Origin of the sequence: Haladaptatus sp. AB643 (genome assembly GCF_024136975.1) — an archaeon.
GTDB lineage: Archaea > Halobacteriota > Halobacteria > Halobacteriales > Haladaptataceae > Haladaptatus.
Genome location: NZ_JAMYJW010000003.1, coordinates 288,768 through 302,156 on the forward strand (window position 1 = coordinate 288,768; position 13,389 = coordinate 302,156).

The following is a 13,389-nucleotide window of genomic DNA, read 5'->3' on the forward strand; positions in this document are numbered from 1 at the left end:
CGAAAAATCGTCGTTTCGACTGAAAACGTACCGACCGTTATTCGTCGGCCGCGTCGTCTTCTATCGGTTCCGCGTCGTCCGGAACCGCCGTCGCCGCTTCCGCGGGGATCACGTCCACGCTCGCTACGCGGTCGTCCTCGTCCACGTCCATCACGGTGACGCCCATCGTGTTCCGACCGACTTCCGAGATGTCGGCCGCGCGAATGCGCATGATCTGACCGCGCTCGCTCATCATTACGAGGTGGTCGTCCTCGATGACGGTCTTGATTTCGGTGACCGGCCCGTTTCGCTCGCCGGTCTTGATGTCGATGAGGCCCTTGCCGTTGCGCGACTGGGAGCGGTACTCGTCGAGTTTCGTCCGCTTCCCGTAGCCGCGACGGGTGACGGTGAGCAGGTCGTCCACGTCGCCGTTCGCGGCGACCATCCCGACGACTTCGTCGTCGTCGTCGAGTTTGATGCCGTGAACACCGCGGGCGCTGCGACCCATCTCGCGGGCTTCCGTCTCGTCGAAGCGAATGGTCATCCCGTTCTTCGTGGAAATGAGCAGGTCCTTCGTGCCATCCGTGACTTTCACGTCCATGAGTTTGTCGCCGTCTTCGAGCCGTGCAGCGATTTTTCCGGTCGAGCGGATGTTCTCGAACTCCTTCGCGGTGGTACGTTTGACGTAGCCCTGTTCGGTGACCATACTCAACGACTCGTTCTCCTCGAACTCGTCCGTCGTGATGACGGCGGTGATGTCCTCGTCCCGTCCCAAGTCGAGGATGTTGACGGCGGATTTGCCGCGCGCCGTGCGCGACATCTCCGGTATCTCGTAGGTCTTCAGGCGATAGACCTGCCCGTGATTCGTGAAGCAGAGCAGGTAGTCGTGGGTGTTCGCGCGGAACACCTTCGAAATCTTGTCGTCCTCTTTGAGGTCCGCACCGATGATACCCTTGCCGCCGCGGCCCTGCGCGTCGAACCGCTCGATGGGCATTCGTTTGACGTAATCCTGCTCGGTGACGACGACGAACACGTCCTCCTCGGCGATGAGGTCCTCGCGGGTGACCTCCGACGTGTCCTCCACGATTTTCGTCCGCCGGTCGTCGGCGTACTTCTCCTTCATCTCCAGCAGTTCGTCCTTGATGACGGCGAGTAGCTCCGACTCGTCGCCGAGGATGGTTTCGAGGCGCTCGATGCGCGCCGTCACGTCCTCGTATTCGGCCTCGATCTCCTCGGATTCGAGCGAGGTGAGGCTGCCGAGTTGCATCCGGACGATGTGTTCGGCCTGCTTCTCGGAGAAGTCGAACGTCTCCTGCAAGCCCGACCGCGCGCCGTCGCGGTCCTCGGCGTTGCGGATGAGGTCGACCACATCGTCGATACTTTCGAGCGCTCGAAGCCGACCTTTGAGGATGTGAGCGCGTTCCTCGGCTTCGCCGAGTTCGTGCTTGCTCCGCCGTCGAACCACGTCGCGCCGGTGGTCGAGGTAGTGTTCGAGCAGTTCCTTCAGCGTCAGCACTTTCGGCTGGCCGTCGACCAGCGCCAACGAGATGATGCTGAACGTGCGTTCGAGGCGGTGGTTCAGCAGTTGGTTCTCGACGACCTCCGGGATCGCGTTCTGCTTGAGTTCGACCACGACGCGGATGCCGTCGCGGTCGGACTCGTCGCGCAGGTCGCGGATTCCCTCGATAGTGCCGTCGTTGACGTGGTCGGCGATTCGCTGGATGAGTCGCGCCTTGTTCGTCTGGAACGGCAGTTCCGTGATAACGATTCGGTCGTCCTGTACCTCGTACTCGGCGCGGACGCGGAGGCGTCCCCGTCCGGTCGTGTAGGCCTGGTGGATGTCGTTACGCCCGACGATGTTCGCGCCGGTCGGGAAGTCCGGTCCCTTGACGTGCTCCATCAGGTCCTCTATCGTCGCGTCGGGGTTGTCGATGAGTTCGATCGTCGCGTCGATAACTTCTCCCAGGTTGTGCGGCGGGATGTTCGTGGACATCCCGACCGCGATGCCGGACGAACCGTTGATGAGGAGGTTCGGGACGGCCGACGGGAGGACTTCCGGTTCCTGCAAGCGCCCGTCGTAGTTCGGCTTGAACTCCACCGTGTCCATCTCGATGTCGGCGAGCATCTCCTCAGACAGCGAGTCCATCCGAGCCTCGGTGTACCGCATCGCCGCTGGCGGGTCGCCGTCCACGCTACCGAAGTTCCCCTGCCCGTCGATGAGCGGGTAGCGCATGGAGAACTCCTGTGCCATCCGGGCGAGTGCGTCGTAGATCGACTGGTCGCCGTGCGGGTGGAAGTCACCCATCGTGTCCCCGACGATGTTCGAGCATTTACGGTGACTCGCGCTGCTCGTCACGCCCGACCGGTGCATCGCGTAGAGAATGCGCTTGTGGACGGGCTTCAGCCCGTCACGAACGTCGGGGAGCGCACGACCCGCGATGACGGACATCGCGTAGTCGATGTAGCTCTGTTCCATCTCGTCCTCGACGCGGACGCTCTTTACTTTCTCCGCGACTTCGTCCGGCAGGTCCGGTGTGTCGGAGCTCATATATCCACCCACTCCGCTTCGGTCGCGTGGTCCTGAATGAACTGTTTCCGTGGGCCGACGGAATCACCCATCAGCACCGAGAACATCTTGTCCGCCGCGGCGGCGTCCTCGATGGTTATCTGCTTGAGGATTCGGTTCTCGGGGTTCATCGTGGTCTCCCACAACTGTTCGGGGTTCATCTCGCCCAGTCCCTTGAACCGCTGGACCTGCGACGGGTTCCCGTCGCATTTCTCCTCGATGATGCGGTCGCGTTCCTCCTCGGTCATCGCGTCGTACGTGTTTCCGCGATATCGAACCCGGTACAGCGGCGGTTGGGCGGCGTAGACGTAGCCCGCTTCGAGCAACGGTTGCATGTAGCGGTAGAGGAGCGTCAGGTACAGCGTCCTGATGTGCGCCCCGTCCACGTCCGCGTCCGTCATGATGATGATCTTGTGGTAGCGCGTCTCCTCGATGTCGAACTCCTCGCCGACGCCGGAGCCGATGGCCGTGATGAAGTTCCGGATCTTCTCGTTTTCGAGCACGCGGTCGAGACGGTGTTTCTCGACGTTGAGAACCTTGCCGAACAGCGGCAGGATGGCTTGGAACTCCCGGTCGCGGGCCTGTTTTGCCGACCCGCCCGCGGAGTCACCCTCCACGACGAACAGTTCGGACTTCTTCGGGTCGCGCGACTGGCAGTCCGCGAGTTTGCCGGGGAGCGCGCTCGATTCGAGCGCGCTCTTGCGGCGCGTGAGTTCCTCGGCCTTCTTCGCGGCTTTGCGGGCCTTCGCGGCCTCGACCGCCTTGCGGATGATTGCCTGTGCAGTGTCCGGATGTTCCTCGAAGTAGACCGACAGTCCCTCGTGGACGGCACTCTCGACGATACCGCGGACTTCGCTGTTGCCGAGTTTCGTTTTGGTCTGCCCCTCGAACTGCGGGTCGGGGTGTTTGACGGAGATGACGGCGGTCAACCCTTCGCGGATGTCCTCGCCGCGGAGGTTCTCGTCGATGTCGCCCAGCATGTCGTTATCGTTGGCGTAATCGTTGACGACGCGCGTGAGGGCGGTCTTGAATCCGGTCAGGTGCGAGCCACCTTCGCGGGTGTTGATGTTGTTCGCGAACGCGTGAATCGACCCCTGCAACTCGTCGGTGGCCTGCATCGCCACTTCGACTTGGATGTTGTCCGCTTCGTCCTCGAAGTAGATGACGTCGTTGTGGAGGGCGGTTTTCGTCTCGTTCAGGTACTCAACGAACTCGCGGATACCGCCGTCGTAGCGGAACGTGTCGTGTTTCTCCCCGTCTCGTTCGTCGTCGAGGACGATTTCGACGCCGGAGTTGAGGAACGCGAGTTCTCGCAGGCGGTTTTCGAGCGTCGAGTAGGTGAAATCGGTCGTTTCGAAGATGTCTCGGTCGGGCCAGAACCGCTGGTACGTGCCCGTCTCCTCGTCGTCACGCATGTCGCGGACGCGTTCCATCTCTCCCGCCGGGTCGCCACGCTTGAACGTCTGTCGCCAGACGGCACCGTCGCGCTTCACTTCGACTTCGAACTTCTCCGAGAGGGCGTTCACCACGGAGATGCCGACGCCGTGGAGACCGCCGGACACCTGGTAGGATTTGTTGTCGAACTTCCCGCCAGCGTGGAGGACCGTCAGGATGACCTCCAATGCGGGCATGTCGTACTCCTCGTGGCGGTCCACGGGGATTCCACGTCCGTCGTCCGCGATACTCACCGAATCGTCTTCGTGGATCGTTACGTCGATACTGTCACAGTATCCGGCTAACGCCTCGTCGATGGAGTTGTCCACCACTTCGTAGACGAGGTGATGTAACCCACGGGAGTCGGTAGAACCGATATACATCGCTGGGCGTTTTCGAACGGCTTCGAGCCCTTCGAGAACTTGAATCTGCCCAGCACTATACTCATTTCCGTCGCTCATAAATTCTGATTTTTAGTAGGCAGGCACCACTGATAAAGTTCACGCACGCGCGCGTAGAGCAGAGTAAAATTATCCGACACACCGAATTTATCCCACGCCACTCAGGAGAGAGAAAGTGAGAACCGCCACGTCGATTTAGCGTCGTTTCGCCGGAAGACACGAGCAAACTCGTATGTACCCCGAGGGAGACAGGACGTGTTTTCGGGATGGTTCCACAGATGACACGTTTTGTTCCACGTCTCCCCACCTAGAATCGTGATCGACCGTTCCTGATCGGGAACACCTCGTTCGAGCACGCGTGCGTCGGGTTGCCAACAGCCATCTGTCCGCGTCCACTTCGTCCCCCCGCCGACCAGCAACACCCGAGCAGTTCCCGACGATTTCGTTCCGATAATGAGGTCCAACCCACGCGGCCGATTGTACGAAAGGGTCACGGATTCCGACGACCGATTCCGGAGCGAGAGAACCAGTTCGGCGGTATGCGCGTCGGTGATTTTCGACTTCCGGAGCGAGAGCGACCCGGTGATACCTCCGGTTTCGAACGAACCGGCGTCAGCCACCGCGACGACGCGATCCGTTCCCGATGTGGACGATGTCGTGGTCACACCCTGGTTTCGGGTCGTTTCGGTAGTCGAGTTTGCCGCCGTCGTTCGCGTCCCATCGGTCGCACCAGCGGCGGTCGAACCCGACATGGTCGACGAAGTCGACGTGTCGGGTGACTGGCCGAGACACCCCGCAAACGCACCGGTGTAAGCCACCCCCGCGAGGATGAATCGTCGGCGATGCATACGGAACGTCTCGCATTCCACCGACAAAATCACGGTGATGACTCAAATGCCCCTTTGACCGATGGTCCCCACAATCGAACGACGAAAACCGCATCCGGGCGACTCGAAACATCCCCGTTTCGCACCCGCTGAAATCCCCAACCGTCGAAAATCACGGCGTAACCGCCTCTCCGCGGTCACTTTCACTTTCACTCCGCACCATCGGCGCAGTTTTAACGTTCCCGCGGATAAATACTGGCGAAGAATGCCTTCGATGCAGTCTACGCTCGGCGACGAGGGGATCGCCGAAGAGTTGGCCGAAAGCCAGCGACAGATCTCCATCGCCGAGTTCTTTGAGAAGAACAAGCATATGCTCGGCTTCGACAGCGGTGCCCGGGGGATGGTCACCGCCGTCAAAGAGGCGGTCGACAACGCCCTCGACGCCTCCGAAGAAGCCCGATTGAAGCCGTTCGTCCGCGTGAAAATCGAGGAGGTCGGCGACTACTATCGTCTCATCGTCGAGGATGAGGGTCCGGGGATCACCCGCGAGCAGATCCCGAAAGTGTTCGGGAAACTGCTCTACGGGTCGCGCTTCCACAAGCGCGAGCAGTCCCGTGGCCAGCAGGGTATCGGTATCTCCGCCGCCGTCCTCTACTCCCAATTGACCAGCGGGAAACCCGCGAAGATCACGAGTAAGCCGAAAGGGAGCGACCGACAGCGCTACTTCGAACTCATCATCGACACCGACGAGAACGAACCCGAGATCCAGACCGAATCCGACACGCCGCCGGTCGGCCGCGAACTCGTCGGAACGCACGGCACACGTATCGAACTGGAGATGGAAGCGAACATGCGCGCCCGCCAGCAACTCCTCCGATACATCAAACACACCGCCGTCGTCAACCCGCACGCGAAGATCGTCTTCGAGGAACCCGGGATGGAGAACGGGGAGGAGATGGTGTTCGAACGTGCCGAGGGGGCCAGCCTCCCCACCGAAACCGAGGAGATCCGCCCGCATCCACACGGCGTCGAACTCGGGACGCTCCTGAAGATGCTCAGCGCGACCGACTCCCACAGCATCTCGGGCTTCCTCCAGGAGGAGTTCACCCGTGTCGGAAAGAAGACGGCCGAGAACGTCATCGAGAACTTCCGCGACCTCCACTTTGGCCGCGAGGCGGCATGGCGACCCCCGCAGGCACACGAGGAAGTCGACCTCGAATCGGCCATCGAGGAGGCCGTCGCGAACAAGGGTGCCGACGCCACCGCTTCCTTCGCGGAGAACGTGGTGACGCGAGTCGACGAAAACGACCGTATCTCGCATCACGAACTCCGTGCGGTCATCGCCCTCGTCGCCGACGAAACCGAGGAGGAGTTCGGAACGTCGTTCGGCAAGACGGTCCAGGAAAACGCGCTCGATGCGGCGTGGGACGCGATTTCCGACGACCGCGTCACCGACCTGTACGAACTCGCCGACGACGCGACGAGCGTTCGAAAGGACGACGAGACGGTTCGCGCCCTCGCGGAGCGAATCGCCGCGAAGTTCGAGAGCGAGGACGGTCACGACCGAGCGACGGAAAGCCGCCTCGTCGAATACGTCGGCCGTGCGGCCGACATGACCGAGGAACGTGAAGAGGTGACCATTGGCGAGACGGCCCGCGAGAACGTCGTCGAAGCCATTTGGAACTCGATGGTGACCGTCCCCGACGAGGTACCGAAGGTTCGGACGGTCGCCGACAGCCGCGACACTGCGAGCGAACTCCTCGACGCGATGAAGGAGACGGACATCATCTCGCCGCCGACCAACTGCCTGTCGCCGATCACGGCGGAACTCGTGGAGGCCGGACTCCGCAAGGAGTACGACGCGGACTTCTACGCGGCCGCGACCCGTGACGCCGACGTTCACGGCGGCGACCCGTTCATCGTGGAGGCCGGTATCGCCTACGGTGGCGAACTACAAGCCGAAGGGTCGGCCGAACTGCTCCGCTTCGCGAACCGCGTGCCGCTGGTGTACCAGCGCGGTGCGTGTGCCACGACGGACGTGGTGAAATCCATCGGTTGGCGCAACTACAATCTCGATCAACCCGGCGGCAGCGGCATCCCGAACGGACCGGTCGTCATCATGGTGCACGTGGCGTCCACGAACGTCCCGTTCACGAGCGAGTCGAAGGACGCGATCGCGAACGTGCCCGCCATCGAGGACGAGATCGAGTTGGCGATTCGGGAGGCGGCCCGCGAACTCAAATCGTACCTCAACAAGCGCCAGTCGCTCAAGAAGCGCCAGAAGAAACAGAACGTCATCGCCACCATCCTGCCGGAGATGGCCGAAAAGCTCTCGACCATGACCGGCCAGGAACGGCTCGAAATCGGCGATTCGCTGGCGCGTATCATGAACAACGTGCTGGTCGAACGCGAGGTCGAGGACGACCTCGTCAAACTCGTCGTGGAGAACCACGGTTCGACCAACGAGTCGCCGAAGCTGACCGAAATCGTGGCTGCCGAACCCCAAAACCTCTCGGACGGCGCGACCGCCGTCGAGATGGATGGCGAGTGGTTCGTGACGTGGGAACCCACCGTCGAAAGCGGTGAGGAATCCGTTCTCGAATACAACGTCGCCGATGACGTATCGTTCGACGCCGTCAGGGTCGAAGGAATCGAAGACGAACGATTGACCAACAACACATGAGCACGGACACCAACGAAGAAGCCCAGCAGAAACTCATCGACCTCGCCGCGGAGTTCTACGACCAGTTCGCGGGGGGGAAGATCCCGGAGATGTCCATCCCGACCCGGACGAAGAGCAACATCGAATACGACGAGGACGACCGCGTCTGGGTGTACGGCGACCGGAAGAGCACCCGGAGCGCGAACAGCGTCCGCGGGGCTAGAAAGCTCCTGAAAGCGGTGTACACTATCGACTTCCTCGCGAACCAGTTGGAGGAAGACCGCTCGTCCACCCTCCGTGAGTTGTACTACCTCTCCGAGTCGTGGGACGCCGACGAGGCGCAGTTTTCCAACCAGGACGAGTCGAACCAACTCATCGAGGACCTGGAGATCGTCTCGAACGTCACCCGCGAGGACTTCCACATGCGACCCGAGGAGTCCGGCGCGAAGGTGATGGGACCGCTGCTCCTCCGGGAGCAGACGAATCGAGGCGACCGCGATATTCACTGTCAAGAGGACGTGGGACAGGGCGGCTACCAGATTCCGAACAATCCCGACACCATCGAGTTCCTCGACCACGATGCCGATTTCGTCCTCTGTGTCGAGACCGGTGGGATGCGCGACCGACTCGTCGAGAACGGGTTCGACGAGGAGTACAACACGATAATCGTCCACCTCGGCGGTCAGCCCGCACGGGCGACCCGCCGCCTGACCAAGCGACTTCACCAGGAACTCGATCTACCGGTCACCGTATTTACAGACGGTGACCCGTGGAGTTACCGTATCTACGGTTCGGTCGCCTACGGTTCCATCAAGAGTGCACACCTGAGCGACTACCTCGCCACGCCCGAGGCGAAGTTCATCGGCATCCAACCGAAGGACATCGTGGAGTACGACCTGCCGACCGACCCCTTGAGCGATTCGGACAAGAACGCGCTCGAAAGCGAACTCGAAGACCCGCGCTATCAGACCGACTACTGGCGGGAACAGATCGAACTCCAACTCGACATCGAAAAGAAGTCCGAACAGCAGGCACTCGCCTCCCACGGGCTTGACTTCGTGACCGACACCTATCTCCCGGAACGCCTTTCGGACATGGGAATCATCTGATCGGGACGATTCGCTTTTTCGGACCTCGTTTCCCCAGCGACACGGTCAACCATTCTTGAACGACGGTTGGTTTCATAGGTGGCCGGTACGTACGAATGAGACGATGGGGAACTGGCTCAACCTGAAGCTCACCGGTATCGGCGCGATGATTTTCGCGTTAGTCTGGGCGCTGACCAACTACTCGATACACGTCTCGAACCCGTTTCTGACACAGTTCGCCGGAGTTGCGGCCATCGGTCTCGCCGTGTTCGCAGTGGCCGATGCACTGCACGGCGGATTGTCCGACTGAGCCGAACGAAATCAGACGAACTCTCTCTCTCTCTCTCTCTCGGTCGTCTCGCCGAATCCGGTTTCGGTGCGATGGTCCACGTCACCGCGAGCGCACGACCGACAGTAGTGGTTTTCTCCCTCGTTCACCGTTTTCACGGGGACGCCTGCGACGTACTTCCGTTCGTGATACTTCCGCTCGACGCCGTTTCCGACCGGTTTGGCGCACACCGAGCATGGCGTGGCCGGTTCGTAGACCGTCTTCTCGTCCGTCGAACGAACCCGACCGAACGTCGTCGGCGACCTGAGTCCGGGAACGTGTTGCGGTGTGAGAACGAGCAAGAACAAGCCGAGCAGGAGGGAAAGAGTGCCGAAGACCAATCCCGCTCCGGCCCAGTTGGTCAGGAGGAGAAACAACCCGAACAGGACGCCGAGGGAACCGAAGACGAGGCTCACGGCGAACGCGAGGGCGCGTTTGACCGTCCAGTCGGTGGAGAATCCCTCGTCCTCGAAGTACTCCTCGGAGCCATCCTCGCGCAGTTCGATTCGCTCCGCGCCCGGCGAGTAGCAGTACCACGCATACAGCAAGTTGCCGATGCCACTGGTGGACATGAGGAGGAGGATGTGGAGCGGAATCGACCCGAACCCGCGATTTATCATCACGACGCGGTCGCCGTAATCCTGTTTTACGTCCCAGCCTTCGACCGTGAGGTCCTCGATTCGGCGGCGAAAACCGTCGTCTCGCGGGTATCGTGAGTTCTGGGTGTGCCGTGAATGCTGTGAGCGAAAGCTATCGCTCCCACCCGAATCGACTGCACTCCCGCACTGGGAGCAGAACGAATCGCTCGAGGAGAGCGACGAACCGCACTGCGAACAGAAGTTGGAGGGACTTCGGGAACGCATGTGTGAACCAACCCCGTCTCGACTCAAGAAGATTGTGTTGTGATGAACGGTTCGGACTGGTGAACGGAACGGGGATCGTTCCGGACGATTCCCTATTCCTCGTCGAGCGCAACCGCGATACCGCGTCCTTCGACGTCCTCGGCGAACGCCGCCGAGTCGGCTTCGAGCGCGGCGAACGTGTTGTAGTGAATCGGGACGACGAGGTCGGGGTCGAGGTCGGCGGCCAACGCGGCCGCCGCGTGTCGGTTCATCGTGAAACTCCTGCCAATGGGCGGCAAGAACAGCGACACGTCGAGTTCACGGTGGCCGTCCAACACGTCGGAGTCCCCGGGCCAGAAGACGGTCGTTCCGGCGAGCGACAGCAGGTAGCCGACGCCGAACCCTTTCGGATGCACTGGCTCACCGTTGTGTTGGACGTGTGGGCCGCCTTCCTCGTTGTACGCCGGAACCGACCACGCACCACAGGGACCGACCGTTACGTGGTCCTCCTCGCCGATTCGAACGACGTCGTAGGGCAGTTCGGAGAGCGGTTTCACGTCACGGTCGATCCCGTCCGGGTTCACGCCGTCGTAGACGACGAGCGTGGCGTCGTCCGCCGCGACGCGCTCGATGCCGTCCGAATCGTAGTGGTGATCGTGCGTGACGAAGACGACGTCCCCGTCCTTCGCTCGATAATCCACCGGTTCAGGGTGGGCGGCGTCGGGGCTGTCCGGTTCCCATTCACCGGTCAGAACCCCGTACCGTCCGGGGTCGATATACGCGACGAACCCGTCGTCGGTTTCGAGACGCACGGTCGCGTAGCCGAACCAGTCCACCGTCAGTCCGTCATGTCGTACAGTCATGGGATTCGGTAGGCGGGGTTCCGAAAAAAGGATTCGGATGGCGGAGATCGTCGGTGGCGGTCCGATCGGCCGAGGGATGCCAGTTAGGCGAGGAAATACCAGAGTAGAACTCCGACGACGACCCAAAACAGCAGGATCGACACGGCAGTGATCCATCCAACCACGCCGTCTTCCGTCTCCCGATCCTTCGATTGCTGGCGCGCGTCGGCCATCACGTCGTCGGGGATGCCCCGCCGAGCGAGGTACACGCCAAGGGGGATGAACACCACGTCGTCCGCGTAGCCGAGGACGGGAATGAAGTCCGGAATCGGGTCGATGGGGCTGACGGCAAGTCCGACCGTCACGAGAACGATAACCTTCGAGTACCACGGCGTCCTGGGGTCACGGCCAGCAATCGCCAGCGCCGTGACTTCGCGTCGGAGGTCACGGGCCCGGTCGCGCCAGTTCGGCATCGTTTGGGTGGTCGTGAGTGACGAAAGTAATCGTTCCGCTCGGGGACGGTGCGCAGGTCGAGCGAAACGTCGCGTCCTCGGAACGCGAGTTCGGCCGTTACTGCATCTCAGCCAGCCGCTCGATTCGTTCCAACGAATCGGCGGACTCGGGCGTCTTGTCGTCACGCACGCCGAGGAACCGCGGGAACCGAAGCGCGAACCCGGACGAGTAGGTCGGAGACTGCTGGATTTCCTCGTAACCCACCTCGAAGACGACTTCCGGGGAGAGGTCAACGACCTGCCCGTCCTGCGTGGCGATGTGCGGTTCGAGCAGTTCGGTCAGTTCGGCTAGTTCCTCGTCCGTGATTCCGGTGGCGACTTTGCCGAGGGTTTCGAATTCATCGTTTTCGGTTCGTGCCGAGAGCAGGAACGTCCCGAGGAAACTCGCCCGGCGACCCTCGCCCCACTCCGCGCCGGTGACGACGAGGTCCACCGTCTCCACGTCGGGCTTTCGTTTCCGCCAGTTCTTCCCGCGACGACCCGGCGAGTACGTCGAATCGGGGTTCTTGAGCATGATGCCCTCGTGACCCGCATCGAGCGCGTTCTCCTCGATGGCCACGATTTCGTCCTCGTCGCCCGTGACGGTGAGCGAAGACACCCCGCCGGAGAGAATCACTTGAAGCCGGTCGTGGCGCTCGGTGAGCGGCGCGGTCAACAGGTCCTCGCCGTCGGCGTGGAGGCAGTCGAACGCCCGGAGTTCGACGGCGACCTCCTCGCGGGCACGCGCCACGTCGTGCTTGCGTCGGAACCGCCGGAGGACCTCCTGAAACGGCAGCGGTTCGCCGTCCGCCATCGCCACGACTTCGCCGTCCACGATGGCCGGAGCGGTGAGGTTCTCCTCCGCGTACTCCACGATTTCGGGCAACGGGTTCGTCACCTCCTCCATGTTTCGAGAGAAGATCCGAACCTCCTCGCCGTCGTAGTGCAGTTGCACCCGCGCGCCGTCGAACTTCCACTCGACGCCCGCCCGCTCCCAATCCTCCAGTGCGTCCGTGACGGTGCCCGCCTGCGCGAGCATCGCCTGCACCGGTCGCCCGACTTCGAGTTGTAGCTCATCGAGCCCGGATTCGCCCTCGTCGCGGGCGACTCGGGCCACTCGTCCGTAGTCGTTCGACACCTGAAGGGCGCGTTGAACCGACTCGACCGGCACGTCGAATGCCGCCGCGATGGCGTCCCGAACCGTCCCCTGGCCGACGCCGATCCGCATCTCCGAGAGGACGAGGCGGGCCAGATATCGGGCTTCGTCGGAATCGGTGCGGTTGAACAGCCCGAACAGGATGTCGATTTTCGTGTCCTGACTGCCCGACCCCTCGGTCGTGGCGAGCGCGTCGAGTTCGTTCGCCACCTCCGCGACGGTCAGTTCGTCCTGCCCGGCACCGAACGCCGCGAGTCCCCGTTGCCCCCCAAAATCGTAACTCGCCGCAACCGCGCCGATGTCCCCCAACTCGGCGAGTCGGTCCTCGACGTCGTCCGCCGAGACGTTCTGTCCGGCGGCACGGGCGATAGCCGTGTAACACAGGTTCGGGCCGATGTCCAGCGTCGTCGAATCCCACGCCGGAAACACCCGCCCCTGTACGAACCGCGCCAGCATGTCCAGGTCGTCGTTCGCCGACGAGAGGAGGTCGGTCACCGCGTCGATGATGTCGGTATCCGCACTCAACTCCTCGATCTCCCCGGCCACCTCGGCGAATGCCGCGAACTCCATTATCGGGCGTTATTCTCGGTCGGAGTTAAGCACACGGCTTTCGATTTCGGGGGACGACGGCGGCTAGAATGGTTCTGACTGACCTCGTCTTCTTTCGTGATGGGTGCGTTCGAGAGAATTAGGAGTGAATCGAAATCACGGCGGAAGTACCACTTCACCGTAGCGTTATCTCCCCCGACACTTGCACGCACAGCAGAACCAAA

General features: G+C 62.0%; 10 protein-coding genes. 3 read left to right on the forward strand and 7 right to left on the reverse strand.

All coding sequences use genetic code 11. The features are described from left to right. Positions 1-37: 37 nt before the first annotated feature. The 3 genes from gyrA to NKF25_RS08580 form a co-directional block, all read right to left on the reverse strand. Complete coding sequence (gene gyrA / locus NKF25_RS08570) at positions 38-2,527, reverse strand: DNA gyrase subunit A (protein ID WP_253226262.1); 2,490 nt, start codon at positions 2,525-2,527, stop codon at positions 38-40. After that, positions 2,524-4,440, reverse strand: a complete 1,917-nt coding sequence (gyrB, locus tag NKF25_RS08575; protein ID WP_253226263.1) for a DNA topoisomerase (ATP-hydrolyzing) subunit B — start codon at positions 4,438-4,440, stop codon at positions 2,524-2,526. The genes gyrA and gyrB overlap by 4 nt, the downstream gene beginning before the upstream one ends. A gap of 101 nt (positions 4,441-4,541) precedes the next feature. After that, positions 4,542-5,228: a hypothetical protein gene (locus NKF25_RS08580; protein WP_253226264.1), complete on the reverse strand. Its 687-nt coding sequence runs from the start codon at positions 5,226-5,228 to the stop codon at positions 4,542-4,544. 244 nt (positions 5,229-5,472) lie between these two features. Between NKF25_RS08580 and NKF25_RS08585 the strand changes: the two genes are divergently transcribed. The 3 genes from NKF25_RS08585 to NKF25_RS08595 all read left to right on the forward strand — a co-directional run bounded on the left by NKF25_RS08585 (position 5,473) and on the right by NKF25_RS08595 (position 9,267). Continuing rightward, on the forward strand, positions 5,473-7,890 hold the full coding sequence (locus NKF25_RS08585; RefSeq protein WP_253226265.1) for a DNA topoisomerase VI subunit B: 2,418 nt from the start codon (positions 5,473-5,475) through the stop codon (positions 7,888-7,890). Beyond that, entirely contained in the window at positions 7,887-8,978 is a 1,092-nt protein-coding gene (locus NKF25_RS08590) for a DNA topoisomerase IV subunit A (RefSeq protein ID WP_253226266.1), read from the forward strand. Before NKF25_RS08585 ends, NKF25_RS08590 begins: the two co-directional genes overlap by 4 nt. 103 nt (positions 8,979-9,081) lie before the next feature. After that, entirely contained in the window at positions 9,082-9,267 is a 186-nt protein-coding gene (locus NKF25_RS08595) for a hypothetical protein (protein WP_253226267.1), read from the forward strand. Between the two features lie 11 nt (positions 9,268-9,278). Here the strand turns inward: NKF25_RS08595 and NKF25_RS08600 are convergent, their stop codons facing one another. From NKF25_RS08600 to ligA, 4 genes are all read right to left on the reverse strand, one after another. Next, the gene (locus NKF25_RS08600; protein ID WP_253226268.1) at positions 9,279-10,148 is read right to left on the reverse strand and encodes a zinc-ribbon domain-containing protein; all 870 of its coding nucleotides are present in this window, start codon (positions 10,146-10,148) and stop codon (positions 9,279-9,281) included. Positions 10,149-10,240: 92 nt separating this feature from the next. Further along, the gene (locus tag NKF25_RS08605; protein WP_253226269.1) at positions 10,241-10,990 is read right to left on the reverse strand and encodes an MBL fold metallo-hydrolase; all 750 of its coding nucleotides are present in this window, start codon (positions 10,988-10,990) and stop codon (positions 10,241-10,243) included. 83 nt (positions 10,991-11,073) lie between these two features. Beyond that, positions 11,074-11,442, reverse strand: a complete 369-nt coding sequence (locus tag NKF25_RS08610; protein WP_253226270.1) for a YkvA family protein — start codon at positions 11,440-11,442, stop codon at positions 11,074-11,076. Between the two features lie 97 nt (positions 11,443-11,539). Next, on the reverse strand, positions 11,540-13,186 hold the full coding sequence (gene ligA, locus NKF25_RS08615; RefSeq protein WP_253226271.1) for an ATP-dependent DNA ligase LigA: 1,647 nt from the start codon (positions 13,184-13,186) through the stop codon (positions 11,540-11,542). Between the last annotated feature and the right edge of the window lie 203 nt (positions 13,187-13,389).